Consider the following 26,720-nt stretch of genomic DNA (forward strand, 5'->3'; position numbering starts at 1 on the left):
ACCACCATAAAACAAATTCTCATATTTCCATTTATCATTTTGGTAAAGCTATATCAGAACTTGATTTCGCCATTAACCCCGGCTACATGTCGTTATCAACCCACCTGCTCTCACTATACGGTTGAAGCATTACAAAAACATGGATTGTTTAAGGGAGGAATGTTATCGATAAAAAGAATTTTTAGTTGTCACCCCTGGGGAGGAAGTGGTTATGATCCTGTTCCTGATACTGATAAAGAACCGACGAATTAATACCTCAATTAAAAACGCTCAAGAATTTATTTAAATACCTATATTTACTTTCGAAAAATAAAACGCATTCATGATATTATCAAAAATTATATGGAATCCTGTTGAAGGAATAGATCTCGGCTTTTTTGTTATTCGTTTTTACAGTTTAATGTTCGTAATTGCCTTCTCATTAGGTTGGTTCCTGATGAAAAAAATCTATATCCGCGAAAGTATTTCAATAGAAAAATTAGATTCTATATTTATCTATGCGGTCATAGCGACACTACTTGGAGCGCGTTTAGGACATGTATTCTTTTATGATTGGGATCATTATAAAAATAATCTTTTAGAAATTCTTTTACCTTTTAGATTTAGACCAGAGTTTGAGTTTACAGGTTTTCAAGGTTTAGCAAGTCATGGTGCAGCAATCGGGATGATTATTGCAATGTATTATTATTCTAAAAATGTAATTCAAAAGCATATTCTTTGGGTATTAGACAGAATAGTAATCCCTGTAGCTTTTGGAGCTATATTTGTTCGTTTAGGAAACTTTTTTAATTCAGAAATTATTGGCAAAGCATCTGGTGATTCTGCTTTTGGAGTAAAGTTTGTTCGTGATGGAGTGAGTAAAGCCCAAGTAATACAGGAAACGGGGATACAGAATGTAAATGAAGCCTATTCTGCATTAGTCAATAACCCCAAATTTTCAAGCTTGCTGGATACCATACCTTATCGTCATCCAGCACAACTATATGAAGCTTTTGGCTATGTATTTGTTGCAATTATTCTTTGGGTGATTTATTGGAAAACAGATAAACGAAATAATAAAGGTTTTCTGTTTGGAGCATTTTTAGTTTTGCTCTGGACAGTACGCTTTCTCGTAGAATTTGTTAAGAAAAGCCAAGGAGGGTTTGAGGATGCCTTAGGAGAATCTTTATCTACAGGACAATGGCTAAGTATACCTTTTATCCTAGCTGGTTTATATTTCATAATACGATCAGGGAAAAAAGCTTCTACATAAAACACTATTGCCCTCGCAGGTTTTTAAAATCTGCGAGGGCTTTATAAAAAAATACTTGTTTTTGATAACGTATTTAATCACTTATCACTATTTCTTCATCATATATACAAAGGTACATCACTTACAATTGTACTAAGTTTTTACGCTTTTATTGAATTCATATATTAAAATAATGTTTTTTTTAAAGGAATTTATTAACTAAGGTTGTTCTAGTATTGAAACGATCTTGGCTTTTGTTATTTATAGATAGACCAAAAATTAAGATTCCTTCGTTATATATTAAGAGTATACAACTATTATTTAAAATTATAAACATGAGAGTAATAACAGGTATCATAGCTGTTTTTTTAATTATATCGATAATAACATCTTGTGAATCAGATTCAGACATACCCGAAGACATTGATCAATCAGAGGTTGATGAAACAGGTGGTGATGAGGGTACAGGAGACACAACATCTACAATTGATTCTTTTGGCTTATTGCAAGCTTCTGGAAACAAAATTGTAGATAAAAACAATAATCCTGTTCAACTAAGGGGAATGTCCTTATTCTGGAGTCAATGGATGGGACAATATTATACCAAAGAAGCGATTAGCTGGTTAAAAAAAGACTGGAAATGTAATATTGTTAGAGCAGCTATGGGCGTAGAAGATACTGATGGTTATCTTTCTAATAAAGAAACAGAAAAACAAAAAGTATATACTGTTATTGACGCCGCAATTGAAGAAGGTATATATGTTATTGTAGATTGGCATAGTCATCACGCAGAGGATCATCTTGAAGAAGCTAAGGCATTTTTCTCTGAAGTTGCTCAAAAATATGGTAGCACCCCAAATATCATTTATGAAATCTATAATGAACCTCTCAACGTTTCCTGGAAAGATGTATTAAAGCCATATCATGAACAAGTAATTGCCGAAATTAGAAAACATGACCCTGATAACTTAATTATTTGTGGTACGCGTACATGGTCTCAAGATGTTGATGAAGTTATCGGAAATACTATAAATGATATTAACGTAGCCTATACATTACATTATTATGCTGCTACTCATAAACAATTCCTAAGAGATAAAGCGCAAAAAGCTCTAGATAATGGTATCCCTCTTTTTGTTACAGAGTATGGAGTTACTGAAGCTAGTGGCAATGGTTTTATTGATACTAATGAAGCAAGAGCATGGTGGGACTTTATGGATCAAAACAAAATATCATGGTGTAATTGGTCTATTGCAGATAAAGAAGAAGCCTCTGCATCACTTAAACCTAATGCAAGTGGCACCGGTGGTTGGACAGAAGATCAAATCACCATTTCGGGTACAATGGTAAGAGAAGAAATAAAAACTAAAAACCCCTGATTAATATATTGTTTACTAAACCTAAAAGCCTCATAAATTCTAAATTTATGAGGCTTTTTATTTTCTTAATATTTTTTTCTAAAATACTTCGTCTGACTCTTTCAGTTTTTCTGTATTTGCTACTAATTGAAGTTCATCGACTATTTTCTGGATATCTCCATCAATAATATTCCCTAGATCATATAAGGTAAGACCAATTCGGTGATCAGTTACTCTACCTTGTGGATAATTATAGGTTCTAATTTTTGCAGAACGATCTCCAGACGACACCATACTCTTTCTTTTCTCAGAGTCAGCCGCTTGTTTCTTTTCTAATTCAAGGTCATATAACCTAGAACGCAATACTTTCAATGCTTTTTCAAGGTTTTTATGTGATGATTTCTGATCCTGACAACTTACAATCATTCCTGTTGGTTCGTGATGTAATTTGATTGCAGAATAGGTTGTATTTACCGATTGACCTCCTGGACCTGTAGAAGTTGTACGTTCAATACGTACTTCTTGCATATCCAGTTCGACATCAAATTCTTCAGCTTCTGGAAGAACCATGACTGTTGCGGCGCTGGTATGAACTCGACCTTGAGTTTCTGTCTGAGGTACACGTTGTACTCGATGTACTCCAGCTTCAAATTTTAAAGTTCCATACACATCTTCCCCATTGACTTCAAAAATAATTTCTTTATAACCTCCACTAGTCCCTTCATTTAGATCAACAACACTGGTGCTCCATCCTCTACCTTCACAGTATTTTGTATACATACGAAACAAATCTCCCGCAAAAATACTTGCCTCATCCCCTCCTGTTCCTGCTCGAATTTCGACCACACAGTTTTTAGCATCTTCGGGATCTTTAGGAACCAACATAAAACGAATTTTCTCCTCTAAGGAAGGTAATTCTTCTTTTGCTTCTTCCAATTGCATCTTTGCCATATCCACCATCTCTGCATCACTACCGTCTGCTATAATCTCTTCTGCTTCTTTAAGATTATTAGTTAATTCTATATAGCGATCCCGTTCATCCATTAATGCTTTGAGATCTTTATACTCTTTATTAAGCTGTATATATCTTTTTTGATCTGCAATAATATCTGGCTGAATGATTAAATCACTCACTTCATCAAATCGTTGCTTTACAATATTTAATTTATCAATCATAGTACATTATTCCTGTCTGTAGAAGATACAAAAGTAAGCTTTTTTGTCCAAAATGCATACAGAGCCTAAGAATCTAAGTATCATATTATTCCATAAAAATCGTATTTTTGTGTTTGTATGAAAAAAAGGATAAGCTTTCATCATAAATCTACAGTACTTAACTGTTTTTTTGCTATTGCTATTTTATTTAGCTTTGGTGGATATTCTAATTATTCTTCTCCAAAGATTAAGGAAACTACTATTGAATCCATAGTAATTCCTAAAAGAATATCTAATAACATTGTTTCTTTTCAACCTTCTACTAGTCAGAAAAAAAACATTGTTTTTTCTTATATCCCACACAAAAACCTAAGGATGTTATCTTTATTTCATAGTAGAATTAGCTTAACTAAAGATAAAAAACAACGCTCTTTTATTCCTTTGTTCTACAAACAAAAAATAATTCGCATTCCATTTCATTCTTCTACGGTTAGTGAGGAAGAACCTTTTCACTTCAATTTAATAACTGGATAATATTCATTATCCACCTGCAACCTTTTTTAATTAATAACCAAGTACTATCGTTTACTTCTAATATAGAGAAGCAAATGCCTTTACATATTCGATGAATTGAAAATGAAAAAACTTAAAAAACTAATAAAGCGATTCGCTTTAATACTACTCATCATCATGGCCTCATTACTTCCTGTTCCTATATTTTTCACCAAAAAAGAAGGTAAATTTAATGATGAACATACTATTGAATTGGTAGAACAAAAACAGGAAGATACAATGATCAAAACCAAAAAACTAGGAGAAGAACTCAACTCCTAGTTTTTGGAACATCTTCTAATGTATACCAACCATTAATTTTTTGATTATTGGTGAAATTACGAGTGCAATTATTCCGATTACAATAGTAATAACACCAAAATTGGCATATACTGAAACATAAGAATACAGTTGCTGAAATGCTTCTGTCTGGCCATTTTCTGTTACAGCACCTGATAAACCGGTAATAACTTCACTTATCTTTCCAGAAAACCCTTTTGAAAAAATGCTAGTCTCTCCTTCTTTTACTGTGGTAAGCTTTGCTATTTTACCAGCAAAAAAGTGTCCATAGAAATTAGCAGAAAACCAAACTCCCATAATAAAAGTTACATATTTCACAGGAGATAACTCTGTGATTTTAGAAAGTCCTATTGGAGATAAAAACAGTTCTCCTATGGTTAATATCAGATATCCAAAAATGAGATAAAGCATTGGTGTTCTGGCATATTCATCGACCCCTTGTGCAGACATTCCAAAAACTACAAAACCCAGTCCGAGAAACAGCATTCCCAGGCCAAATTTAATAGCAGAATTGGGATTTGCTTTTTTCTTACTTAGAAATGTCCATAATATGGCAAAAGGAACTGCTAAAACTACGATCCAGATGGAGTTTACACTATTGGTCTGAGCTGCGTTAATCCCTATCAGATTTACATTTCTATCCGCAAATAAGGTAAGTGAACTTCCTGCTTGTTCGAATACCGCTGCGAATAAAGCATATAAAGTTGTAAAATAGACTGCTACTAATAACCTTTTTCGTTCTTTGAGGCTTACTTTAATTAATATATATGTAATATATCCAATCAAAAATAAAGAAGCAATCCAAACCAAATAATGTTCAAACTCGTTAAACCTTATGATCAAGGCAAACAAAGGAACTGATAACCATGCTATCAACCAAATTCGCCCTCCTTTATTAAGTCCGTATATTTTCTTTTCATAATTTTTTTTATCTGGCACTAACCCTTTATCTCCAAATATGGTTAATTGAGTTCCTCTTTTAAAAACTAATAACCCTACCAACATTCCAATCCCTGCTAATAAAAATCCGTAATGCCACCCATACAACTCTGCAAGCCAAGCACATAATAGAGGTGCTATTGCTCCTCCAAGATTAATTCCTAAATAAAATATTGTAAACCCTGAATCTCTCCTTCTATCTCCTTCTTCATATAATGTCCCTACCATTGTAGAAATATTAGGTTTAAAAAAACCATTACCAACGATTATAAGCCCTAGTGAACCATAAAAAAACACAGGCTGTTCAATGGTTAGAAAAAAATGCCCTGCAGCCATCAAAACTCCTCCAAGTATAATAGATTTTCTATACCCAATATATCTATCTGCTATAATACCTCCAATCATAGGAGTTACATACACCAGGGACATATATGCGGCCATAACACCAAACGATTTATCATCAGAATACAGAAGGTGTTTTGTCATATACAACACCAGAAGTGCTTTCATACCATAAAATGAAAACCGTTCCCATAGTTCGGCAAAAAACAGGTACAATAGTCCCTTTGGATGTCCAAATACTTCTTGTTTATCTACAACAGTGTGATCTAAATTCATGTTATGTGTTTACATTATTATTAAACACAAAGCATGGATAGTTTTTGGATAACTAAAAATGAAGTTCTAAAAAATAGTAATTTATATTAAATTGTGATTCTGAAACAATTGATTACAAATAATCACAATTCATATTTTTAACAGGTTTTATTAAATTCTTCTAAGAGTGTTTCATCTATACTTATATTCTCAGGAATCACTCTAAGTCTATATTTTCCCTGTCCCATAAAAGTGAATAAATCCTTTCTCTCTAATTGCGATATTGATTCTAATTGAAGTATTGAATTGATATTCTCGATAATTCTACTTAGATAGGTTTGACTTTTTATTTCTCCCCCAGAGTTCACTAATAAATATTGCCCATCCCCTATTTCGTATTTTCGTTTTACAGCAAATTTCAACAGATTTTTATACTGTGTGGTTTTGGAACCAAAATCTATGGTTTTATCATAGATTTCTTTAGAAGGAATTGTCATTTTCACCAATGACCAATCCATAAATTTAATAGTCATTTCACTTGGTTTTGGTGTTAATGCCAATTGAATTACCCAACTTGTCGCTAACACCAGAAAAATTGAAATAAATGTCGTTTTGGCTATAATCTTTATCAAATGTCCATATAATATATCATCCATAACTACGAATACATCTGGCATTTGCGATACCAACATTAACAAAAAAGCAAGTACAGAAATTATTGCAACCAACTTTAAATCTCTGTTCATGAATGTCTTATAAAAAGATACTATTAACAAATACATTAAGAAACATGAAAGAATTAAATCGGGAATTCCGCTTATACGAATTCCGTTTACAACTGGATTATCTTTATACCCCTGAATCAAAAAAAAAGTTACTGTAGAAACAGCAATTATTAAAATGGTTAAAACAATGGTATTTTTTCTGTTTTTATATAAAAATCGTGGTGCAAAATCGAAATAAAATAATGCTAATAACAAAGCAAGCGTATTTAAAACGGAAAAAAAGCTATACCCTACATCAAATATAATTGTGGTGTCAAAAGATAAAAGATTACCTAGATAGATCCATGTACCAGAAAACACCCAAATAAAAAGAGCTAAACTTAAATATAGTAGGCCTTTATCTATTCTTTTTTGTGAATCATCTTCTTCCAAAAATTGTTTGAAACGTTTTCTTATATTATACCAGATTGCTAACAACAATATCCCTCCTATCAAAGAGATACAGATATGAGCTAGGCTATAAAATTCAGTAATATCTGACATATAGTGAAGTCTAATTATCCATGTCTAATGTACACATATCTCCAAAAATAAGCATATTCAAGTTTTGAAATCTTTCTAAAAAATTAAAAAAGTCATAAACTTGGAATAAACTAGTAACATTTTGTCTTAATAAAACATTTACTATTAAACCTAAAAAAACTAACAAATGAAAAACATTGTAATTTGTTTGATAATGCTCATAGCATTACAAAATTTAAATTCTCAGGAGATTTTAGATTTACCACCTAATTTAGAACCTTCAATAACCGAAGGAGATGTTGATTTAGCTTTAGATAAGCTTCACAATTATCTAGAACACATCCATAATTATAAAAGAATAAAAAAGATCTACGAGGGAAGTTTTGAATTTTCAGAAGCCAGATGGGGAAAAGGTACTTGGGGAAATGGAAAATTTGATAATATCATAAAAAAAATGTACCAAAATGAAAGATATGAAGATGCATATAATGAGTGGTACGGACTCGGGGTAGACAACGGTTGTCGGCCTCAAGTTAGGGATATTGGCAATATAGTTAAAGGATATATAAGTATATATGGTAAAGGGATAGCCAATGATGAGAATATATTGAATTATATAAAATGGGGAGTTGAGAAATTGCTCACAGAACAAATGCCTCCTAGTGAAAATATAGAAATCGGACTCGTCAAAGGAGATTATGGCTTTATGAGTTGGCGAGATAGGCCTAGCAAAAATGAAGTTAATCGAGATGATTTTCAAAACATTTCAGGAGAAAAAAACAGGCCAGAACAATATGATTCAGGTATTGCAATAGATGCGCTTAAGGAAGCTTATTATTTTTTCAAAAAACACAATTATTACCCTGATTTAGTCCCCAAAATTTATACTGCAATTGAACAATCAGCCTGGTGGTTTTCTACTCAAATGATTGACAATTTACATATTATGAGATCTGATGGGTCAGTAAAAGGGAAAAGCCTAACTCGCAATACAAATCAAAATGCTTTTTCTATATGGGGTTTAATTAACGCGTATAAAATAACTAAAAAACAAGAACATCTGGAAAAAGCAATTGATGGTTACGAGAAAACAATTAATTTTCATCAAAAGGATGATGGCGCTTGGTTTTACAAATTCAATGATCCAAAGGACACCCTTCAGATAAAAGAAGAGTTTCATGACTCACAAGGACAATATATGGGTGTAATCCTTAAAGTTATCATTTTATTATACGACATTACTCCATGTTATTATACGAGTAAATTCGAGGGGCAAGGTATTGGTTATTCAAAAAAAAATCTAAAAAAGAAAATACTATTAACTATTAACCATTTCTTAAAAGATGGTCTGGTAAAAGATTATGCAAATATTTCTCCTAAAAGATTACATATTAATGGAGAAATTAATGACTATAAAGATTATGAACACGCAGCGGATATAGATTCAGCAATAGAATTGTTTGATGCATTTGACAATTTATTATCGAGTGAACTATATAATGAACTTAGTGCTGCAGACCAGAATAAAATTAAAAGAATTCACGGAGTTTTAGCCAAACCACGTTTAGAACAAATTAATAACAATAAACTACCAAAACCATTTTTAGTATTCGAAAACCTTGCTACTTTTAAGAAAAGGAAGTTTAATGAAAATAACACTGCTAGAAACAATGAAGTGATCCTATGCAGTAGTTTGGGGGATCATATTGGACAAAATAAAATAGGAACTTATGATCTTCTGGGAAATGAACAAATTGGTTATTCTAATTCTAGTCATCCATTTGATTTAATGACCACTGGAGATTTTGATAAAGATGGAGAGGATGAAATTGCTTTATATCGTAAAAGTGATGGTAGAATTTCTATTTACAACTCGGGTTATATTGCATATACGGGATGTAGTCCTGTGCATATAAAGAGTATCGAAACAGGGTTTAAACTTCATGATCATATGGAAGCATTAGATTATGATGGAGATGGCTATAAAGATGAAATAGTTATGCATAATAAATATTACTCTGGAAATACCAATAGAATAGACATATTAGATATTAATGGTTATATATCCAGCAAATATTCAAATGTAGGAAGCCAATTTGATTTAATGACTACCGGTGATTTTGATGACGACAATGAAGATGAAATTGCATTTTATCGTAGTGATGATGGTAAAATTACTGTCTACAACCCCCAGTATGCGAATCAATCAGGTGGTTATACAGGATCTAGTCCTGTTCATGCCGGGACAATTGTAACTGGCTTTACACTACATGATAACATGAGTGCTATGGATTACAATAATGATGGCAAAGATGAAATCGTAATGCACAACAAACAGTATGCAGGAAAAACCAATCGAATTGATATATTAGACCTTAATGGATATATTTCTAGTAGTTTTTCAAATTCCTCAGATATTTTCGACCTAATGGCAACTGGCGATATTGATAATGATGGTAGAGATGAATTAGCATTTTACACTAAAAATAACAAAGGCGTTACAATATACAACCCAGAACATATTATTACTGAGGGAGGGTATACTCAAAATAGCCCTATATATGAAGGTCGTATTGAAACAAATATTTCTAATTACAATCTATTTTCAATTTTAAATCATAACGAAATTTCCTCCAGTTCTAAAAGTAATGATTTGGAAGAAGGAAATAGGGTTTTTGAAATATCGAATACAGAAAATAATAAACTTGAAGTTTTTCCAAATCCCTTTCATGACAAGTCAAATATTAATTTGACTCTTACTAAAAAAGGTAAAATTGAACTTTCTTTATTTGATGCTTTAGGCACAAAAAAAGAAACCGTAATAAATCAAAATAAAGCTGCGGGAATTCACAAATATCAATTGAACAATACACTTTCAAAAGGTTTGTACTTCTTGGTTCTGAAAATCAATGGAGAGTATATAGAATCAATCAAATTAATCAAGAAATAAGTATACAGTTTTAATTAATAAAAATAATAAAGCCATAATATTTTGATTAGATATTATGGCTTTATATACAATTGATTTTAAATAAGTGATAAATGGAATAATCAATTTATTCTCTTATCAAAACCAAAAATCTTCCAAAATAAGCATATTCAGGTTTTGAAATCTTCTTAAATTTCTAAAAATGAAAAATCTTTTTTTAAGTAATTATATGTTTTTACGACATTATATATAATGAAGAGTTTTCAAAAAATAGGATTAGGTGGTGGTTGTCACTGGTGTACAGAAGCAGTTTTTCAATCTTTAAAAGGTATTCTAAAAGTAGAACAAGGATACATTAGAAGTTATGAAGAAAATGACTATTTCTCTGAAGCTGTACTTGTGTATTTTGATCCCGGGCAAATCCTTCTCAAGGATATCATTGAAATTCATTTATATACTCATAAAAGCACATCCAATCATAGTTTTAGAGAAAAATACAGAAGTGCTATATATTATCTAGAAGAAAGTAAAAAACAAAATGTAGAGCACATTCTTAATCAGCTTCAAGAAGAATTTGATCACCAATTAGTAACTAAACCTCTAAAATTTCAAGAATTTCAATCTTCCAGGGCGGCATTACTTGATTATTATACAAATAACCCTGAAAGGCCTTTTTGTAAAAAATACATCAATCCTAAATTGGATTTCTTAAAGGAAAAATACGCTAAAGTTATTCGATAGTTAACTATAAATATACGCTCCAAACTCACTCTGTATAGTAAGTTTTTTTTCTTCAGAAGCTTCTACTCTTCCAACAATACGAGCATCTACATTAAAGCTTTTAGAAATTGCTATAATTTCCTCTGCTATTTCAGGAGCAACATATATTTCCATTCTATGCCCCATATTAAACACCTGATACATTTCTTTCCAATCAGTCCCTGAGTTTTCCTGAATTAATTTAAAAAGAGGAGGTACATCAAATAAATTATCTTTTACAATATGAAGATTATCTACAAAATGTAGAATTTTAGTTTGTGCTCCTCCGCTGCAATGCACCATCCCATGTATAGTTTTACTATCAAATTGAGATAAGGTTTTCTTAATAATAGGAGCATAAGTTCTGGTAGGTGACAATACCAGTTTACCGGCATCTATTGGAGCATCTTTAACCTCATCAGTCAAGTTTGTTTTTCCAGAATACACTAAATCATTAGGAACTGAAGGATCAAAACTTTCAGGGTATTTTTCTGCTAACACCTTACTAAACACATCATGACGTGCAGATGTTAAACCATTGCTTCCCATACCGCCATTGTATTCTTTTTCATAGCTGGCTTGACCAAAAGAAGCTAATCCCACAATGACGTCACCTGCTTTTATATTTGCATTATCAATTACATCTTTACGTCTCATTCGAGCAGTTACGGTAGAATCTACTATAATTGTTCTTACCAAATCCCCAACATCTGCTGTCTCTCCTCCTGTAGAATGAATTTCTACTCCGAAACCTTTAAGTTCATCCAACAACTCTTCGGTACCATTAATAATTGCAGAAATTACTTCTCCCGGAATTAAATTTTTATTTCTTCCGATAGTAGAAGATAACATAATATTGTCTGTAGCACCTACGCATAATAAGTCATCAATATTCATGATCAACGCGTCTTGTGCAATTCCTTTCCAAACGGAAACATCTCCTGTTTCTTTCCAATACATATATGCCAGAGAAGATTTGGTCCCTGCTCCATCGGCATGCATAATCAAACAATACTCTTCATCCCCGGTTAAGGAATCAGGAACTATTTTACAAAATGCTTTTGGAAAAAGTCCTTTATCTATATTCTTAATTGCACTATGCACATCTTCTTTGGAAGCTGAAACTCCACGTTGCGCATAACGTTTACTTACTTCTTGACTCATTGTATTGGAAATTAAAGCGCAAAGATAATTCAATTTAATTCATAGACTAAATTGAAAATACAAAATTCCAAACCCTACTATATTTTTTTAGGATTTGGAATTTGATATGATACTCTAGAATTGTTGTTATTCCCAATCTGGCATAGCTGCTTTTTCTATGATAGTTGTTCTATCGTCGAGATCAGAAATTAAAAATGTAACAATATTTTTTGCCGAAATACCATCATTTGAAGTGTTCACCACAATTACACTAGCTTCATTAGGCGAAAAACGTGCATCAAGATCATTCGTCCCTGCTGGTTTATCAGTGGATAAATCTGTACTTGTCATTGCCATAAAATTATAAACAAATACGTGAGAATCTAATTGTCTATAATTTGTTGGGGTTTCAGAACCTGATATATCCCTGCTATACAACAATTGATTTCCATCTACTGATAGATTTATACTTCCTGCTGCCCCATTTTCTCCTGTAAGCACAGTATTTTGCACTACTCCTGCTTCATTAATTGTAAAAATCTGAACCGAGTATCCATCCAGGTCATTCGTCTTTAAAGCAATGATACCGGTACTTTCATTTTTATCAACTTCTGTAATTAAATCTCCTGTTGTCTGATAGATTAAGACCAAACCACTCCCATCAATATTTATAGAATACAATTTATCTTGATTTGGAAATAATAATTTGGCTCCATTAGCATCCCATGAGAAATCAATCTCTTCTAGATTAAATCCAGATACTCCTATTGTTGAAGTCACTTGCTCCACATCTGAGCCATCCTCGTTCATAGTAAACAAATGTGTTTGTGAACCTACAGATTGTAAAAAGGCTATTTTCCCTGTAGTTACATTTCTTCTTGGTCTAAAGCTATTTTTAGAAACTGATGTAAGTGGAATTTGCGTTCCACCACTTTCATCAGCAGAATAAATAACACTATTACCTCCTACTAATTTGGTAAAAACGATTCTATTATTTGGTGCATTTGCAGTCTCAAAGGCAAATGTGGTACTGTTTACGGTAGCATTAATACCATCACTAGCACTTACTTGCCAGAAATATTTTAATCCATATGTAAGTCCAGAAACTGTATACGTAGTATCTGTTATATTTTCAAAAGTTTCTATGGTAGCATTTTCTTCATTTCTTAAACTTACCGTATACGTAATGGTATCATCATCGGGGTCACTGGCACTCCAAACCAGCTTTACCTCTAGAGGAAGATCAACTGTATTATCCACAGGCGTTACTAATGTTGCGGCAGTAGGAGGTCGATTTGTGGCTGTTTCTATATCCATTTCAAAAACAATTTCTATCTCATTACCTGCCAAAACTGTAATCCCTTCAAAAACTGCCAGTAACCCTTCTCTCTGAGCAGAAAGAGAATAATCTCCCGAGGGTATATTATCTATTTGATAAACGCCTTCTGCATTTGTAAAAACTGTACTTGAAGCTGGATTCGTTGATATTTTTACATTCTCTAATGGTTCATTAGTTCCTTTCCTGACTACCGTTCCTTTTACAGATCCGAGCCCTTCTAAATCAATAGTATCTTCGCTACATGAAACGGTAACAATAATAACAAAAGCACTTATTATTTTTATGATATATTCTTTCATCTGTTTTTATTCTATTTTCTTCCTTTTAACAGGATTACCAAAGTACCAATTAAGTCCTAAAGAAAAATTAAAATACTGATCATCTCGTTTTCCTTGAACTATATTATCTAATTCATCACTTAACACCAAATTATGTGTAGCACTTAGTGAAATACCTACTTTATCCGAAACTAAATACTCTATTCCTCCACCATATTGAAGTTTAAACAATGTATTATCAAAATCATCATCATTTACAATTCCCATTCCCCCATACAGAAATGGCGATAGTTTTTCAAATGGTAATAAACTCAATTCGGTATTGAGATCAATAGCATTAAAACCATTTGAAAACGAGTTTTCATTTGTCAATTCAAATTTATTAATACTCGAATTTACGTTGAGGTACGGGTTAAAATACCATCTTGCTCCTGCTTTTACAGAATATGTAAGTTCTGGATTATTAAGATCTCCTCCAATGAGCGCAGTACCTCCTTTAAGAAAAACACTCGTTTTAGATCTTCTTTCTTTAAAGTATCGATCGTATAAGGCTGTATTTTGAGCTTCATTCTTCTCTGCTTTATATTTTTCTACTAGATTCTCAACAACTTCAGGTTCGGCATTAACTTCCCATAACTTATCCTCTACACCTTCAACAATCAGAGATTCTACTGCTTTTTCAATAGCTTCTGAAACTGCCATCTGTGCAGGTTCATTTTTGGTAAATCCGGTTTCGGCTTCTAATAATCTTCTAAATCTCACATATCTAAAGAAATTTGCATCTAGTGCTTGTGATAAGATTGTTTTGGATACATATACAGTTTTAAGAATTTTGCCACTAGATGTAGAAACAGCTCGTAAATAGATTGTAATTCTATCTTGTCTATATTGTGTAGAAGCTCCGACTCCAAAATACCTTGCTCCTAATCCTCCTGTAATGATATTAGAATCATAAGAAACTATACCTCCTTCTAGAATAATGCCTGCATATAATAAAGGGGGTAACTGAGGTTCGTTTGGGTTTTTATTTTTTCTATATTCTTTTCTGGTAGAGCGTATAATATTGCGCTCATTAAGTAAATTGCTTAGATTTTCTCTTTCAATAGGTACAAACCACTTAGAGTCTTCTAAAGCCTTAATTAAAATTGTTGTCGCTCCCTGAGTAACAGCTGTACTAAAAGTATTTCCACTTTCTGTGGGTTTGTATTGACCTGTTTGATCTCTAAATTTATACACCCCAACAACCAAAGGTTCTACTGGCGAGGGAAAATCTCTTAGTGTTTTAGTAACTTCTGTATCTTCTCCTATTCTGGCACTTTCTATGGTTATGGGTTGGTTAAAATAAGTTCCGCATCCAGATAAAAAAAGCGCACAAGAACATACTACAATTACATTATAAAATTTATTGTACATTAAAATTTAATTAGGAATTATTACTTGGGACTGATCTCCTGTACTTGTGTCTAAAATATTGATAACCAAACCTTCACCTGATGGAAAGATCTCAACGAATAATGTCCCAAAATTGAAAGTCCCTTCTGTAAGACCATCTTCACCAAATTGTTCATTAAATAATGTTCTGGATATTTGATTCAATAATTGACCATTAAGATTTTCTGTGAATCTCTCTAAATCAGACCTTTGGTCCCTTGATGAATTATTATCATCTGTAAATTTATTTTGAGCTTCTGCAGAACTGAGTAACCATTGATAATTAAATGTATCCCCTCCAAATGCAGGGTTTACAGGTCTATACACCAAATCTTGTCCAAAGGAAAAACTACATATCGAAAAAACAAGAAATATTGTTATTGTAATTGATTTCACACGTTTAAAATTTTATATTTAATTGAAAAACTGAGAATGCCTATACAACTTTACTAGGTTTTATTCTCTCTTCAAAAATCTTAATCATTTGCTTTTACAAGAAAAGATTAATTTTTTAATGTTCATTCTATCCTGACTATTTTAATATTGAAAAATATCGTTTTTCTGCTTTTTCAGGTCTTTAAAATATTTATACACTTTACGAATCGCAATTTTCGACATTTGTTCTAAATATTCTAAATCTGGTTTCCCCAAAAATTCATGAATAACGTTATCTTCTATTTTTACCTGAATAATGGTACTACGTCCAAAACTTAATTTTTCAAAGACTCCAACGACTTTGTTTCCATTTATTTGCGCTAAGGTATATGTAGTATAAAAAAATTCATAAAAATCTCTCCCTGGTTTTGTTTTTGTTTCTTCTACAACAATCCCTTTTAATACGATTCCATCATCTGATGATTCGTCTTCAATTTTTTCAGTTTTTTGATGCGCCTCTTCATTAAATCCTATCCTATCTTTACCAATGATTTTATCTTCTTCATAAATTAGTAACAATACTACTAACTTATCATTTTGTGTGATATTAACAATGCCTCTTGATAGTTCTTTACTTTCGTTTGCTTCTAAAGTAAATCTATCTTCTTGATCATTTTTGGTAACTAAATTATTAGCATCTGTTTTAAAAGCCGTGACTGAGTACCTTAAGCTTTTATAAACTTCTGTAGTATTAGTTACAGTACTTATTACTGAAATAACACCATCAACAGTTTCAGTTTTAATCTTAGCAACTACATCTGTATTTGTAAACTGAGCAACCGAAACCTGAAAAAACAAAGATAGAAGTATGACTAATCTTGATTTCATACTTTACATATATTGGGAATGCTTAAAAACTTCTTATGATTACTGTTCTGGCATCACCAGACATCCTAAATTTTAAGTTCTTTGACAATTCATTACTACCAAATCTTTCAAAAATTAAATTATTTCCTTCCTGAATGAGTTCTAAGTTTGTTGATATATCAGGATTAAAGGAAAAATCGATCACGGCATTATTATTTCCAGTTTGAGTAATTATCTTGTTTATATCTCTTGAAGATTCATTTATTTCTACTCTATTATCATCTCCATTTTGGATAATTTTTATATCCGAAGATTCTGCATTAATATTTGACAGTATTACATTATTAGCTCCTATTTGTTGAATAAAGACTGCATTTATTCCATTAGAAACAGATGCCCTATCCTCAGTTTGGGACAAGGTATTATTGACTTGAGATAACGTAATAAATTTATCCTTGTCACTACCAAAAAACTGATCTTCTTCTTTTATATCCTGTGCATAGGACACAGAAGAAGAAAGAACAATAAAAAATAGTAATACTTTTATAAAACTAGTGTTATTCATCTTTCAGAATTTAGAAAATCAATAAAGAGTTATGCTTAATATGGTATTAAGCATAACTCCTATAAAGATCGTTAAAACAATATAATCTCTATTTATTAACGAGCTCCTCCTCCTGAACCACTTTGAGTGACTACAGCAGAATTATTAGTTCCATTTTGAAGAATTGTACTCATGTGACCATCTCCTATTTGAGTTACAAAAGTATTGTTCCCAATTCCTATTTGAGTATCTTCTGCAACATTCTCATTTCCACTTTGGAAAATATCACTTACATTACTAGCTCCATTTTGAGCTGAAGCAGCAAAGTTTTGATCTCCAAGTTGAAATTGAATAATAGAATTTAATTCACCAGCAACACCAGTAACTCCTTCTTGCGAACCTTCTGCAACATTACCATTTCCTAATTGAAACTGACTAGTTCTATTCTCACCTCCAAAGAATGCTATGTTCTGAGTAGCAGAAGCACTGTTTCTATCTCCTAATTGAGTTTGAACGATAGAGTTATTATCTTCTTCATGTCTTCCAAATGCTTCGTTACCATTACCAATTTGAGTTTGAGTTATCGCCCCTCCTCTTGATGTAAAGAAAAGCCCTCCTTGCTCAGCAACTGCACTGTTTCCATTACCTAATTGTGTTTGAGTAGCTATATTGTCAGTTCCAGATTGCGTTGATGATGCTTGGTTTTCATCACCAGTCTGTGTTTGACTTAAACTATTGTTACTTCCGTTTTGAGAACCAACAGCGCTATTTCCGTTTCCTGTTTGTACTTGGACTGCTACATTTTCGCCTCCAAAAGAACCTAAATTTTGCTCTGCACTTGCATCATTAGAATCTCCTTCTTGACCTTGCTGAATTACATTACTATCTTCTTCGTGATTAGCAAATGCATTATTTTCGTCTCCGATTTGCACTTGCTCTACTCTTCCTCCTCTAGAATCAAAAGTAGCACTTCCTTGTAATGATGTTGTCGTGTTTCCACCACCTTCTTGATCCTGACGAACAGAATTAGCAGGTCCCCATTGTTCTGCAGTTGCCATATTGGCATCTCCAATTTGTGATTGTGTTGAAATATTTTCATTACCAACCTGAGCAATAGACGCAGTATTAAAAGTTCCCTCTTGCTGAAGTTCACTAAAGTTGTCTATTCCTTCTTGTGTAGAAGTTCCAGTGTTATCGTCACCAAATTGGGCTTGAAAAGCAGAATTTGTAATACCTTCCTGAGATATAGTAGCGGTATTCGCATTACCTTCCTGAATTTGAATAGCTAAATTACCTCCTCCTGTAAATGCTAAATTCTGAGTAGCTCTTGCAGAGTTACCATTTCCAGCCTGTACTTGGCTTACTTGATTTGCATCTTCTTCATGTTGAGCAAAAGCAGAATTTTTATCTCCATTCTGAGATTGTTCGACGATACCATTTCTTGAATTAAAATCTGCACTACCTTGGATAGCTTCTGCATTATTGGCTAACCCTTCCTGGTTCGTTAGAGAAGAGTTTGAAGTTCCAACTTGAGTAATTGTAGCAATATTGTCTACTCCCGTTTGACTGACATTACTATTGTTTGATTGCGCAACCATTGCTGTGGCACTTAATAAAGCTGCCAGACTAAAAACTACTTTTTTCATACGTAATATATATTAAAATGATTAATGTGTTCTATTCTATAAAAATTACAGCATAAGACCGATGGGATTAGAAGAATCTAATCCATTAAGCTATCGGTAAAAAGTGTATTTTGGGACTCTAAGGGGTACAATCAAACGATTTGCTGTAATTTTCGATATCAACAAATTTAGAAAAATATTAAGGCTATTTTTACGGATTCTTTAACTATTCGATGAAATACATATTAAAAAACCATAGAAAATCAGCTTTCTATGGCTTTTAAAGGGTTTGACAAAAGTTAACTTTTCATTAAAATTATCTTAAAAAAACAACTCGTAAGATAATTCTTACCTACCGTGTAAAAAGGAGTTCTCTATACTTTGTAAGAGGCCATAATTCATCATCAACCAATAACTCTAATTTATCACAGCTATATCTAATCTCATCAAAAATTGGCTTTACTATATTACAATAATCAGAAGCTTTTTTCTCTAAATCTTCGAGGTTGTTTGCTTTTCTACGTTCTTCGGTCATATCATTAACCTTAGTATTAATTTTACCTATATAATCAGAAATTTCTTCTATTATCCCCATCTGTTCCTTAGCATATTTTTTAAAGTCTTTTCCATATAATTCTTTTAAACCAGATACATTATTGATCAACATATTCTGATAACGTATTGCGGTAGGAATTACATGATTTCTAGCAATATCTCCTAGAACACGTCCTTCAATTTGAATACGCATTACATATTCCTCTACTTCAATTTCATAACGAGCTTCTGCTTCGATCTTATTCATAACCCCCATTTTTTCAAAAAGCTCCAGGTTTTTTTTAGAAACTTTTGCTTTTAATGCTTCGGGAGTAGTTTTATTATTACTAAGTCCTCTCTTTTTTGCTTCTTTTTCCCATTCTTCACTATATCCATTTCCTTCAAAAAGTATGTTTTTAGACTTCTTTATATATTCTCGTAATACATTAAAAATAGCTTCATCTTTTTTCAATCCTTTCTTATCAACCAAAGCATCTACTTCTTTTTTAAAATCTAAAAGCTGTTTGGCTACAATTGTATTTAAAATCGTCATTGGGTTTGCGCAATTAGCTTTAGACCCAACCGCTCTAAATTCAAACTTATTACCAGTAAATGCAAAAGGGGAGGTTCTGTTTCGATCTGTATTATCCAGTAATATCTCGGGTATTTTCCCTACTACATTCAACTTCAAATCTGTTTTTTCCTGAGGAGATAATTTACCATCTGTAACGCCTTCTAATTCTTTTAATACAGATGTTAATTGTTCTCCTATGAATACAGACATAATAGCTGGTGGAGCTTCGTTAGCACCTAAGCGATGATCATTACTGGCTGAAGCAATTCCAGCCCTCATCAATTCTTCATTTTCATTAATTGCCTTTATGGTATTAATAAAAAATGTTAAAAACTGAAGATTACTCATTGGTGTTTTTCCCGGACCTAATAGATTTACACCAGTATTGGTTGACAAAGACCAGTTATTATGTTTACCAGACCCATTAACACCTGCAAATGGTTTTTCATGCAGTAGCACCTTTAATTGATGTCTTGCAGCCACCTTATCCATAACATCCATTACCAAAGAATTATGATCAACTGCCAGATTAGTTTCTTCATATATCGGCGCCAATTCGAATTGATTAGGAGCCACCTCATTATGACGTGTTTTTACGGGAATTCCCAAAAGCATACATTCTGTTTCTAAATCCCTCATATAATCAAGGGCTCTTGTAGGGATACTTCCAAAATAATGATCATCTAATTGTTGTCCTTTTGCAGAGGAATGGCCAAGAAGTGTTCTTCCTGTCATCAAAATATCAGGTCTGGAATATGCTAATGCACTATCGATTAAAAAATATTCTTGTTCCCATCCAAGTGAGGCATTTACTTTTTTTACATTTTTATCAAAGTATTTAGCTACAGCTGTAGCAGCTACATCAACAGCATGTAAAGCTCTCAATAAAGGCGTTTTATAATCAAGGGCTTCTCCTGTATAGGCTACAAAAACTGTAGGAATACACAATGTGGTACCATAGATAAATGCTGGAGAGGTTGGATCCCATGCAGTATACCCTCTAGCTTCAAAAGTATTTCGAATACCACCATTTGGAAAAGAAGAAGCGTCAGGTTCTTGTTGCACTAATTGCCCTCCACCAAATTTTTCCATTCCTTGTCCGTTACCTATTGTTTCAAAAAAGGCATCATGTTTTTCTGCAGTAGCGCCAGTTAATGGCTGAAACCAATGTGTATAGTGCGTTACGCCTTTAGACAATGACCATTCTTTCATCGCTGATGCTATCTGATCCGCTACTCTTCTATCAATCTTGGAACCATTTTCTATAGCATCCATAACACTATTATAGGAATCTTTGGTTAAGTATTGAAGCATCGTTGTTTGATTAAATACATGTTCACCAAACAATACAGATCTGCGTTCAGTTTCTTTAACTACCACAGAACTACGATTTAACGTCTCTTTTAGCGCTTGAAATCTTAGTGTTGACATAATTGAGTAAATTTTACTGCAAATATAGAAGAAGTTTTTATTGTTAATATTAAAATAATGCTGTTTAAAAATTAAAAAAAACAAAAAATACCCTATAAAAAAGTAGGGTATTAATAAAATTTGGACTAAAAACTAACTTTACCCCCCTGTTTTTTTTATGTTTATAAAAAAGAAAGCTAAATTTGTCAACTATATAGAGTTCAATTTATAAAGTGTTAATTATGAGTAAAGCTAAATTAGAATATATCTGGCTAGATGGTTACAAGCCAACTGCTAATCTAAGAAGTAAAACAAAAGTTGAAGAAGATTTTAGCGGTAAGCTTGAAGATTGCCCTATGTGGTCTTTTGATGGTAGTTCTACAAAACAAGCAGAAGGTGGTTCTTCTGATTGCTTGTTAAAACCTGTAGCTATCTACCCTGACCCTTCAAGAAACAATGGTTACTTAGTAATGACTGAAGTGTTAAATGCAGATGGAACACCTCACGAATCTAATGCAAGAGCTACAATCGATGATGATGATAATGATTTTTGGTTTGGTTTTGAGCAAGAGTACTTTATCATGGATTCTGCTACACAATTACCTCTAGGATTCCCTGTAGGTGGTTACCCTGGACCTCAAGGTATGTATTACTGTTCTGTTGGTGGAAAAAACACTCACGGAAGAGATTTTGTTGAAGAACATGCTGATCTATGTATAGCTGCTGGTCTTAATTTTGAAGGAATCAATCAGGAAGTTGCAAGTGGGCAATGGGAGTTTCAATTGTTTGCTAAAGGAGCGAAAAAAGCAGGAGATGAAATATGGATTGCAAGATATTTATTAGATCGTCTTACTGAGCAATACGGATACTATATTGAATACCATCCAAAACCAATTAAAGGGGACTGGAACGGTTCTGGTATGCACGCTAACTTCTCTAACGAAGTATTAAGAACATGTGGTTCTAAAGAAGTATACGAAACTATTTGTGAAGCATTTAGACCTGTTACCAAAGAACATATTGCTGTTTATGGTGAGTTTAATGACCAAAGATTAACAGGAGATCACGAAACACAATCTATCCATGAATTCTCTTTCGGAGTATCGGATAGAGGAGCTTCGATAAGAATTCCTATTATTACTGTAGAAAACGGATGGAAAGGTTGGTTAGAAGATCGTCGTCCTGCTTCTAATGGTGATCCTTATAAAATTGCTGCAAGAATTGTAAAGACTGTAAAAACAGCAGACGTTACCGCTATGCTAGCTTAATAATGTATTGTAGTAACTAACATTATGTTGGTTAAACGCTAAAAACACCTCTGAAAGAATTTCAGAGGTGTTTTTTTATACTATCTATAAAACAAAGGACAAGCCACTTTTTCTACTTCATAAATACCAAAGCAATAAAAATACAATATGCTACAAAAATTAGAAATCCCTTTGGACGACCCAGGATCATTTTTTTAGGAATAAAAGCTAAGGGAAGTAAAATTATAGCAAATCCAAGCATCCAGTATATATTTACACTCATGAGGGTCTCATCTTTTACTGCTATGGGTTGAATCAAAGAAGTAATACCTAACACTGAAGCGATATTAAAAATATTAGAACCTATAAGATTTCCTAACGAAATTGCCTTTTCTTGCTTTAATGCTGCGATAACAGACGCTGCCAATTCTGGAACACTTGTTCCTACAGCAATAAGTGTAACCGCAATCACACCTTCACTAATTTCCATTTTTAAAGCGATGGCTTCAGCTCCGTTAACCAGTAGTTCAGAGCCAAAATACAAAGCACCAGCTCCAATAAGTAGCCAAATTACAATTTTAAAATTAGACGTTTTTTGAAGAGCATCATCTACCTCTTCTACCATCGTATCAGAAAATTTTCGAGCCCTTCTAATCAATACAAAAAGATAAACAAACAAGGATAACAATAATCCTAAACCTTCTAACTGTGTTATTACACCATCATTATCCAGTAAAACATAAAGAGCTAAGGACAACAATACCATTACTGGCCAATTAAATTTATAAAAATCCTTATCAATTGCCAAAGGGCCAATGATTGCCGTAATACCTAATACCAAACCAATATTGGCGATATTAGACCCAATAACATTACCTAAGGATATGTCTGAAAGCCCATCCATTGCTGCCTGAACACTTACAAGCAATTCTGGAGCAGATGTAGCAAAAGAAACTACAGTCAATCCAATAACCATACGAGACAACTTAAGCCTAAAAGACAATGCTACCGAAGATCTAACTAAAAACTCCCCTCCCACTACCAGAAGCACAAGTCCTATAATAACATACAGTATACTAACAAACATAAATTCTAAATTTGTTTGCGAATATAAAATAAGTATCTCGTAGTTTATAGCTCTATAGCTGATTTTTTCTCTCCTAATGAACGATATAAAATATTAAAAACTAGAATTATAGTTAAATAACTATAAAAATAGTTGTAAAACTAGAATTATAGTTTTAGCTTTGATCATTCTTAATAATAGACTCATGGAAAAACTAACAAACAAAGAAGAAGTTGTAATGCAAGCGCTATGGAAATTAAAAAAAGCGTTTGCAAAAGAAGTTCAGGCTGAACTCAATAATACAGTTCACTATAATACAGTTTCTACTATTATAAGAAATCTTGAAGATAAAGGATATATAGCACATCAAGCTTTTGGAAAAACACATCAATATTATCCTATAATTACCAAAGAAGATTATCGAAGTGCATTCATCAGTAAGGCCATGAAACAATATTTTAATGATTCTTACAAAAACATGGTTTCCTTTTTTGCTAAGGAAGAAAAAATTACCGCCGAGGAATTAAGAGAGATTTTAAAAGTAATAGAAAAAAAAGAGTAAACCATGGAAACATTTTTAATCTATATATTTAAATCAAGTGTATTGCTTTCTATATTCTATTGGGTATACTATCTACTATTAAGAAAAGATACATTTTTTACCATAAACCGCCACTTTTTACTATTAGGAGTTTTTATTTCAATACTTCTACCTTTTGTTGAGTTTACTACGATCAAATTTATAGAAGCTCCTCTTTTTTATGCTACAGGAACAGACTCCTCTGCACCATCATCTGAGGTACGCAAAAGTACAAATTGGTGGATGATTGGCTGTATGATCTATAGTATTGGAGTCCTTATCCTGTTCATTCGTTTTGGCTTTCAATTACTTTCTTTAAAAAGGCTAGTAGCCCATAATCAGGTTATAAAAAATGAAGAGTTTCATTATGTAGAGGTCGCAGAAGAGATTGCGCCATTCTCTTTTTTTAATCTTATTGTATATAACCCTGCGCTTAATTCTTCTAAAGAATTAGACATGATTCTTAAGCATGAAAAAGTGCATGTAAAACAATATCATACTATAGATGTCTTGATCATAAACCTTATCATCATTTTTCAATGGATTAATCCTTTTGTCTGGTTATACAAAAAAAGTCTGGAACAAAATCTTGAATTCATTGCAGATCGCGAAGCAATCAATCAATTATCTTCTAAAAGAGAATATCAATTAACGTTGGTTAGAGTATCATCAAACAACTACTCTGCCATCACAAATAATTTTTATCAATCATTAATCAAAAAGCGAATAGTTATGTTAAACAAGCAAACATCCCAAAGCAAGAAATTATGGAAAATCACCATCATTCTTCCTTTACTAAGTCTATTTTTATGGAGTTTTAATACTACCGAAATTATCAAAATTAAATCTGGCAAACAATCCGGAAATGGAATATCAAAAGATATTATCTCCCCAAATGCAGGTAAAAAAACGATACAATTTATAATCGATAAAAACTCTACTAAAGAAGATCTTAATAAGGTTAAAAAAATACTAAAGAACGATTATGACGTAGAAGTTAAGTTTTCTAGTATTGAGCGCAATAACAAAGATGAGATTATTAATATAAAGATAGATGTTGCATCCAAAAAAAGTACCGGAAATTATGCACTAAAAAATGATGAACCCATCCATCCTATTATAATTTCATACAATAGTAAAACAGGTAGCATTAGTATTGGCGGAGGATCATCTGCTGGAAATTCTGAATATGTATGGGTAAATAGTAATGGTAAAGCCAAAGGCAGTAATCAAATTATCCAAATTCATTCTGATGAAGATGATGGACACTTTGAAATGCATACAGAAGACAAAAGAACCTTTGCTTATATCACCGGGAATTCTAAAAAAGATCCTTTATTTATAATTGATGATAAAGAATCAACTAAAGAAAAGATGGAAAAAATAGATTCTGATCATATAGAAACTATTAATGTACTTAAAGGAAAAGCTGCAGAAAAAAATATGGAAGCAAAGGTAAAAACGGAGTTGTAGAAATTATTACCAAAAAGAAATAATCAAGTCCAAATATAAATCTAAAAAAACTCACTTGAAGAAAGTGAGTTTTTTGTATTTTAGAACTATGCAAAAACAATTCTTTTCTGTTATCGCAAAAATAAACAAGGTAATACTTCCTAGTTTTACAAAGAGAAGGTTAGATCTTAGCAAAGCTTCCAAACTTCAATTACTGCTATTTGGTTGGCGATTATATGTAACCAAAAGAGCATTATAATATCTTTTATTTTCCCAACAAGAAAAATTTTGCAACACTCCTGTAAATATTTCGTAATTAAAGATGAAATAATATCTGTTCAATAACATAACAAAAAAATATTTAGTATGAAAAAATGGATCATTTTAGGAATGGGCATACTAGGTACGCTTTCCTTAACAGCTTTTACAACATCCATAAATCAGCACACCAAACTATATAAGACACAGTCTGATGAAATAACTGCAATTATCAATAAAGATACTTCAGAGCAAGAATTAGAAGACCTAAAAATATTCTTTTCAGAAAATGGTATAGAACTTATTATAAAAGAAATACAATTTAATGATCAAAATGAAATTACAAGTCTAAGCCTGATCTTAAAAAAAGGGAACTCAAAAAGCCAATACTCCTCCTCTTCAAACGAGCCTATTTCAAAAATAGAATTAGGATATAAAGATGATAGTTTATTTATTACAAATTCGGGGATGTTTGATATTGCTACATGGAGAAATCAATCTGGATTTAGTCAGTCTCATATGGATATGGATAGCATCATGAAGAAACATAATTTCGCCTTTGATTTTAATTTTGACGAAGAAAATGATTCTTTATTTTTTAATGGCAGTTTCGATATACAGAAACTGAAAGATCAAATTATGCAATCTTTTAGTTTTGAAGAAGGTGAAGACGGAAGTTTTATTTTTAATGGACAACAATTGCATCCATTCCAAAACAAAAATACTCAGAAATTTAGTTTTGTTGACAACCCTGATATTGAAAAACTTATCATAATCGATGGAAAAGAATCTGATTTTGATACATTAGATCATCTTGCAAAATCAGACCAACTATCAGAAGTAGATTTTCTTAAATCACAAACCGCAATCAGCATCTACGGTGACAAAGCAAAAGACGGCGCAATTATCGCAATAACAAAAAAGTAAATT

24 protein-coding genes are annotated in these 26,720 nt (G+C 32.3%); 12 read left to right on the forward strand and 12 right to left on the reverse strand.

Annotation, left to right across the window (positions count from 1 at the left end):
* Window positions 1-6 precede the first annotated feature (6 nt).
* The 3 genes from yidD to PQF96_RS04570 all read left to right on the forward strand — a co-directional run bounded on the left by yidD (window position 7) and on the right by PQF96_RS04570 (window position 2,610).
* Window positions 7-252, forward strand: a complete 246-nt coding sequence (gene yidD, locus PQF96_RS04560; RefSeq protein WP_167571976.1) for a membrane protein insertion efficiency factor YidD — start codon at window positions 7-9, stop codon at window positions 250-252.
* Between the two features lie 70 nt (window positions 253-322).
* Complete coding sequence (lgt, locus tag PQF96_RS04565) at window positions 323-1,252, forward strand: prolipoprotein diacylglyceryl transferase (protein ID WP_109439001.1); 930 nt, start codon at window positions 323-325, stop codon at window positions 1,250-1,252.
* A gap of 314 nt (window positions 1,253-1,566) precedes the next feature.
* Window positions 1,567-2,610: a glycoside hydrolase family 5 protein gene (locus PQF96_RS04570; protein ID WP_271765231.1), complete on the forward strand. Its 1,044-nt coding sequence runs from the start codon at window positions 1,567-1,569 to the stop codon at window positions 2,608-2,610.
* A gap of 78 nt (window positions 2,611-2,688) precedes the next feature.
* Here the strand turns inward: PQF96_RS04570 and prfA are convergent, their stop codons facing one another.
* On the reverse strand, window positions 2,689-3,765 hold the full coding sequence (gene prfA, locus PQF96_RS04575) for a peptide chain release factor 1 (protein ID WP_109439003.1): 1,077 nt from the start codon (window positions 3,763-3,765) through the stop codon (window positions 2,689-2,691).
* 117 nt (window positions 3,766-3,882) lie between these two features.
* Between prfA and PQF96_RS04580 the strand changes: the two genes are divergently transcribed.
* Window positions 3,883-4,278, forward strand: a complete 396-nt coding sequence (locus PQF96_RS04580) for a hypothetical protein (protein WP_271765232.1) — start codon at window positions 3,883-3,885, stop codon at window positions 4,276-4,278.
* A gap of 102 nt (window positions 4,279-4,380) precedes the next feature.
* Window positions 4,381-4,578, forward strand: a complete 198-nt coding sequence (locus PQF96_RS04585) for a hypothetical protein (RefSeq protein ID WP_271765233.1) — start codon at window positions 4,381-4,383, stop codon at window positions 4,576-4,578.
* A 15-nt stretch (window positions 4,579-4,593) separates the two neighbouring features.
* Here PQF96_RS04585 and PQF96_RS04590 read toward each other — a convergent pair whose 3' ends face one another.
* Window positions 4,594-6,153, reverse strand: coding sequence for a peptide MFS transporter (locus tag PQF96_RS04590; RefSeq protein ID WP_271765234.1), 1,560 nt, complete (start codon window positions 6,151-6,153; stop codon window positions 4,594-4,596).
* Between the two features lie 137 nt (window positions 6,154-6,290).
* Complete coding sequence (locus PQF96_RS04595) at window positions 6,291-7,400, reverse strand: hypothetical protein (protein WP_109439006.1); 1,110 nt, start codon at window positions 7,398-7,400, stop codon at window positions 6,291-6,293.
* 166 nt (window positions 7,401-7,566) lie between these two features.
* On the opposite strand from PQF96_RS04595, the gene PQF96_RS04600 reads away from it, so the two are divergent.
* Complete coding sequence (locus PQF96_RS04600; protein ID WP_271765235.1) at window positions 7,567-10,329, forward strand: T9SS type A sorting domain-containing protein; 2,763 nt, start codon at window positions 7,567-7,569, stop codon at window positions 10,327-10,329.
* Between the two features lie 231 nt (window positions 10,330-10,560).
* Window positions 10,561-11,049, forward strand: coding sequence for a peptide-methionine (S)-S-oxide reductase (locus PQF96_RS04605; protein WP_271765237.1), 489 nt, complete (start codon window positions 10,561-10,563; stop codon window positions 11,047-11,049).
* On the opposite strand, the gene PQF96_RS04610 is transcribed toward PQF96_RS04605, so the two are convergent.
* From PQF96_RS04610 to PQF96_RS04645, 8 genes are all read right to left on the reverse strand, one after another.
* Window positions 11,050-12,231: an AIR synthase related protein gene (locus PQF96_RS04610; RefSeq protein WP_271765238.1), complete on the reverse strand. Its 1,182-nt coding sequence runs from the start codon at window positions 12,229-12,231 to the stop codon at window positions 11,050-11,052.
* A 126-nt stretch (window positions 12,232-12,357) separates the two neighbouring features.
* Window positions 12,358-13,848, reverse strand: coding sequence for a carboxypeptidase regulatory-like domain-containing protein (locus tag PQF96_RS04615; RefSeq protein ID WP_271765239.1), 1,491 nt, complete (start codon window positions 13,846-13,848; stop codon window positions 12,358-12,360).
* Window positions 13,849-13,854: 6 nt separating this feature from the next.
* Window positions 13,855-15,240 (reverse strand): CsgG/HfaB family protein, encoded by a 1,386-nt coding sequence (locus PQF96_RS04620; protein WP_271765240.1) that lies wholly within the window; start codon window positions 15,238-15,240, stop codon window positions 13,855-13,857.
* A 6-nt stretch (window positions 15,241-15,246) separates the two neighbouring features.
* Window positions 15,247-15,654, reverse strand: a complete 408-nt coding sequence (locus tag PQF96_RS04625; RefSeq protein ID WP_109439011.1) for a curli production assembly/transport component CsgF — start codon at window positions 15,652-15,654, stop codon at window positions 15,247-15,249.
* A gap of 141 nt (window positions 15,655-15,795) precedes the next feature.
* Complete coding sequence (locus tag PQF96_RS04630) at window positions 15,796-16,521, reverse strand: CsgE family curli-type amyloid fiber assembly protein (protein ID WP_109439012.1); 726 nt, start codon at window positions 16,519-16,521, stop codon at window positions 15,796-15,798.
* Window positions 16,522-16,543: 22 nt separating this feature from the next.
* Window positions 16,544-17,065: a hypothetical protein gene (locus tag PQF96_RS04635; RefSeq protein ID WP_109439013.1), complete on the reverse strand. Its 522-nt coding sequence runs from the start codon at window positions 17,063-17,065 to the stop codon at window positions 16,544-16,546.
* 95 nt (window positions 17,066-17,160) lie between these two features.
* On the reverse strand, window positions 17,161-18,690 hold the full coding sequence (locus tag PQF96_RS04640) for a hypothetical protein (protein WP_271765244.1): 1,530 nt from the start codon (window positions 18,688-18,690) through the stop codon (window positions 17,161-17,163).
* A 331-nt stretch (window positions 18,691-19,021) separates the two neighbouring features.
* The gene (locus PQF96_RS04645; protein ID WP_143918053.1) at window positions 19,022-21,208 is read right to left on the reverse strand and encodes a glutamine synthetase III family protein; all 2,187 of its coding nucleotides are present in this window, start codon (window positions 21,206-21,208) and stop codon (window positions 19,022-19,024) included.
* Between the two features lie 221 nt (window positions 21,209-21,429).
* Here PQF96_RS04645 and PQF96_RS04650 point away from each other — a divergent pair, with 221 nt between their 5' ends.
* Window positions 21,430-22,455: a glutamine synthetase beta-grasp domain-containing protein gene (locus PQF96_RS04650; protein WP_109439016.1), complete on the forward strand. Its 1,026-nt coding sequence runs from the start codon at window positions 21,430-21,432 to the stop codon at window positions 22,453-22,455.
* A 112-nt stretch (window positions 22,456-22,567) separates the two neighbouring features.
* On the opposite strand, the gene PQF96_RS04655 is transcribed toward PQF96_RS04650, so the two are convergent.
* Entirely contained in the window at window positions 22,568-23,521 is a 954-nt protein-coding gene (locus tag PQF96_RS04655) for a calcium/sodium antiporter (protein WP_271765245.1), read from the reverse strand.
* Between the two features lie 184 nt (window positions 23,522-23,705).
* On the opposite strand from PQF96_RS04655, the gene PQF96_RS04660 reads away from it, so the two are divergent.
* The 4 genes from PQF96_RS04660 (at window position 23,706) to PQF96_RS04675 (ending at window position 26,717) form a co-directional block, all read left to right on the forward strand.
* A complete protein-coding gene (locus tag PQF96_RS04660) occupies window positions 23,706-24,062 on the forward strand; it encodes a BlaI/MecI/CopY family transcriptional regulator (protein WP_109439018.1) in 357 nt (118 codons plus the stop codon).
* Between the two features lie 3 nt (window positions 24,063-24,065).
* A complete protein-coding gene (locus PQF96_RS04665; RefSeq protein ID WP_271765246.1) occupies window positions 24,066-25,553 on the forward strand; it encodes a M56 family metallopeptidase in 1,488 nt (495 codons plus the stop codon).
* An 88-nt stretch (window positions 25,554-25,641) separates the two neighbouring features.
* Entirely contained in the window at window positions 25,642-25,791 is a 150-nt protein-coding gene (locus tag PQF96_RS04670; RefSeq protein WP_271765248.1) for an SsrA-binding protein, read from the forward strand.
* Window positions 25,792-25,898: 107 nt separating this feature from the next.
* Window positions 25,899-26,717: a hypothetical protein gene (locus tag PQF96_RS04675; RefSeq protein ID WP_271765250.1), complete on the forward strand. Its 819-nt coding sequence runs from the start codon at window positions 25,899-25,901 to the stop codon at window positions 26,715-26,717.
* Window positions 26,718-26,720: the final 3 nt, after the last annotated feature.

It is taken from the genome of Aquimarina algiphila (assembly GCF_947494415.1).
GTDB lineage: Bacteria > Bacteroidota > Bacteroidia > Flavobacteriales > Flavobacteriaceae > Aquimarina > Aquimarina algiphila.

Bases quoted from the DNA above. Each gene is read 5' to 3' on its own strand.
- lgt (WP_109439001.1), top strand. From the start codon at position 323: ATGATATTATCAAAAATTATATGGAATCCTGTTGAAGGAATAGATCTC.
- PQF96_RS04570 (WP_271765231.1), top strand. From the start codon at position 1,567: ATGAGAGTAATAACAGGTATCATAGCTGTTTTTTTAATTATATCGATA.
- prfA (WP_109439003.1), bottom strand. From the start codon at position 3,765: ATGATTGATAAATTAAATATTGTAAAGCAACGATTTGATGAAGTGAGT.
- PQF96_RS04580 (WP_271765232.1), top strand. From the start codon at position 3,883: ATGAAAAAAAGGATAAGCTTTCATCATAAATCTACAGTACTTAACTGT.
- PQF96_RS04585 (WP_271765233.1), top strand. From the start codon at position 4,381: ATGAAAAAACTTAAAAAACTAATAAAGCGATTCGCTTTAATACTACTC.
- PQF96_RS04590 (WP_271765234.1), bottom strand. From the start codon at position 6,153: ATGAATTTAGATCACACTGTTGTAGATAAACAAGAAGTATTTGGACAT.
- PQF96_RS04595 (WP_109439006.1), bottom strand. From the start codon at position 7,400: ATGTCAGATATTACTGAATTTTATAGCCTAGCTCATATCTGTATCTCT.
- PQF96_RS04600 (WP_271765235.1), top strand. From the start codon at position 7,567: ATGAAAAACATTGTAATTTGTTTGATAATGCTCATAGCATTACAAAAT.
- PQF96_RS04605 (WP_271765237.1), top strand. From the start codon at position 10,561: ATGAAGAGTTTTCAAAAAATAGGATTAGGTGGTGGTTGTCACTGGTGT.
- PQF96_RS04610 (WP_271765238.1), bottom strand. From the start codon at position 12,231: ATGAGTCAAGAAGTAAGTAAACGTTATGCGCAACGTGGAGTTTCAGCT.
- PQF96_RS04615 (WP_271765239.1), bottom strand. From the start codon at position 13,848: ATGAAAGAATATATCATAAAAATAATAAGTGCTTTTGTTATTATTGTT.
- PQF96_RS04620 (WP_271765240.1), bottom strand. From the start codon at position 15,240: ATGTACAATAAATTTTATAATGTAATTGTAGTATGTTCTTGTGCGCTT.
- PQF96_RS04630 (WP_109439012.1), bottom strand. From the start codon at position 16,521: ATGAAATCAAGATTAGTCATACTTCTATCTTTGTTTTTTCAGGTTTCG.
- PQF96_RS04635 (WP_109439013.1), bottom strand. From the start codon at position 17,065: ATGAATAACACTAGTTTTATAAAAGTATTACTATTTTTTATTGTTCTT.
- PQF96_RS04640 (WP_271765244.1), bottom strand. From the start codon at position 18,690: ATGAAAAAAGTAGTTTTTAGTCTGGCAGCTTTATTAAGTGCCACAGCA.
- PQF96_RS04645 (WP_143918053.1), bottom strand. From the start codon at position 21,208: ATGTCAACACTAAGATTTCAAGCGCTAAAAGAGACGTTAAATCGTAGT.
- PQF96_RS04650 (WP_109439016.1), top strand. From the start codon at position 21,430: ATGAGTAAAGCTAAATTAGAATATATCTGGCTAGATGGTTACAAGCCA.
- PQF96_RS04655 (WP_271765245.1), bottom strand. From the start codon at position 23,521: ATGTTTGTTAGTATACTGTATGTTATTATAGGACTTGTGCTTCTGGTA.
- PQF96_RS04660 (WP_109439018.1), top strand. From the start codon at position 23,706: ATGGAAAAACTAACAAACAAAGAAGAAGTTGTAATGCAAGCGCTATGG.
- PQF96_RS04665 (WP_271765246.1), top strand. From the start codon at position 24,066: ATGGAAACATTTTTAATCTATATATTTAAATCAAGTGTATTGCTTTCT.
- PQF96_RS04670 (WP_271765248.1), top strand. From the start codon at position 25,642: ATGCAAAAACAATTCTTTTCTGTTATCGCAAAAATAAACAAGGTAATA.
- PQF96_RS04675 (WP_271765250.1), top strand. From the start codon at position 25,899: ATGAAAAAATGGATCATTTTAGGAATGGGCATACTAGGTACGCTTTCC.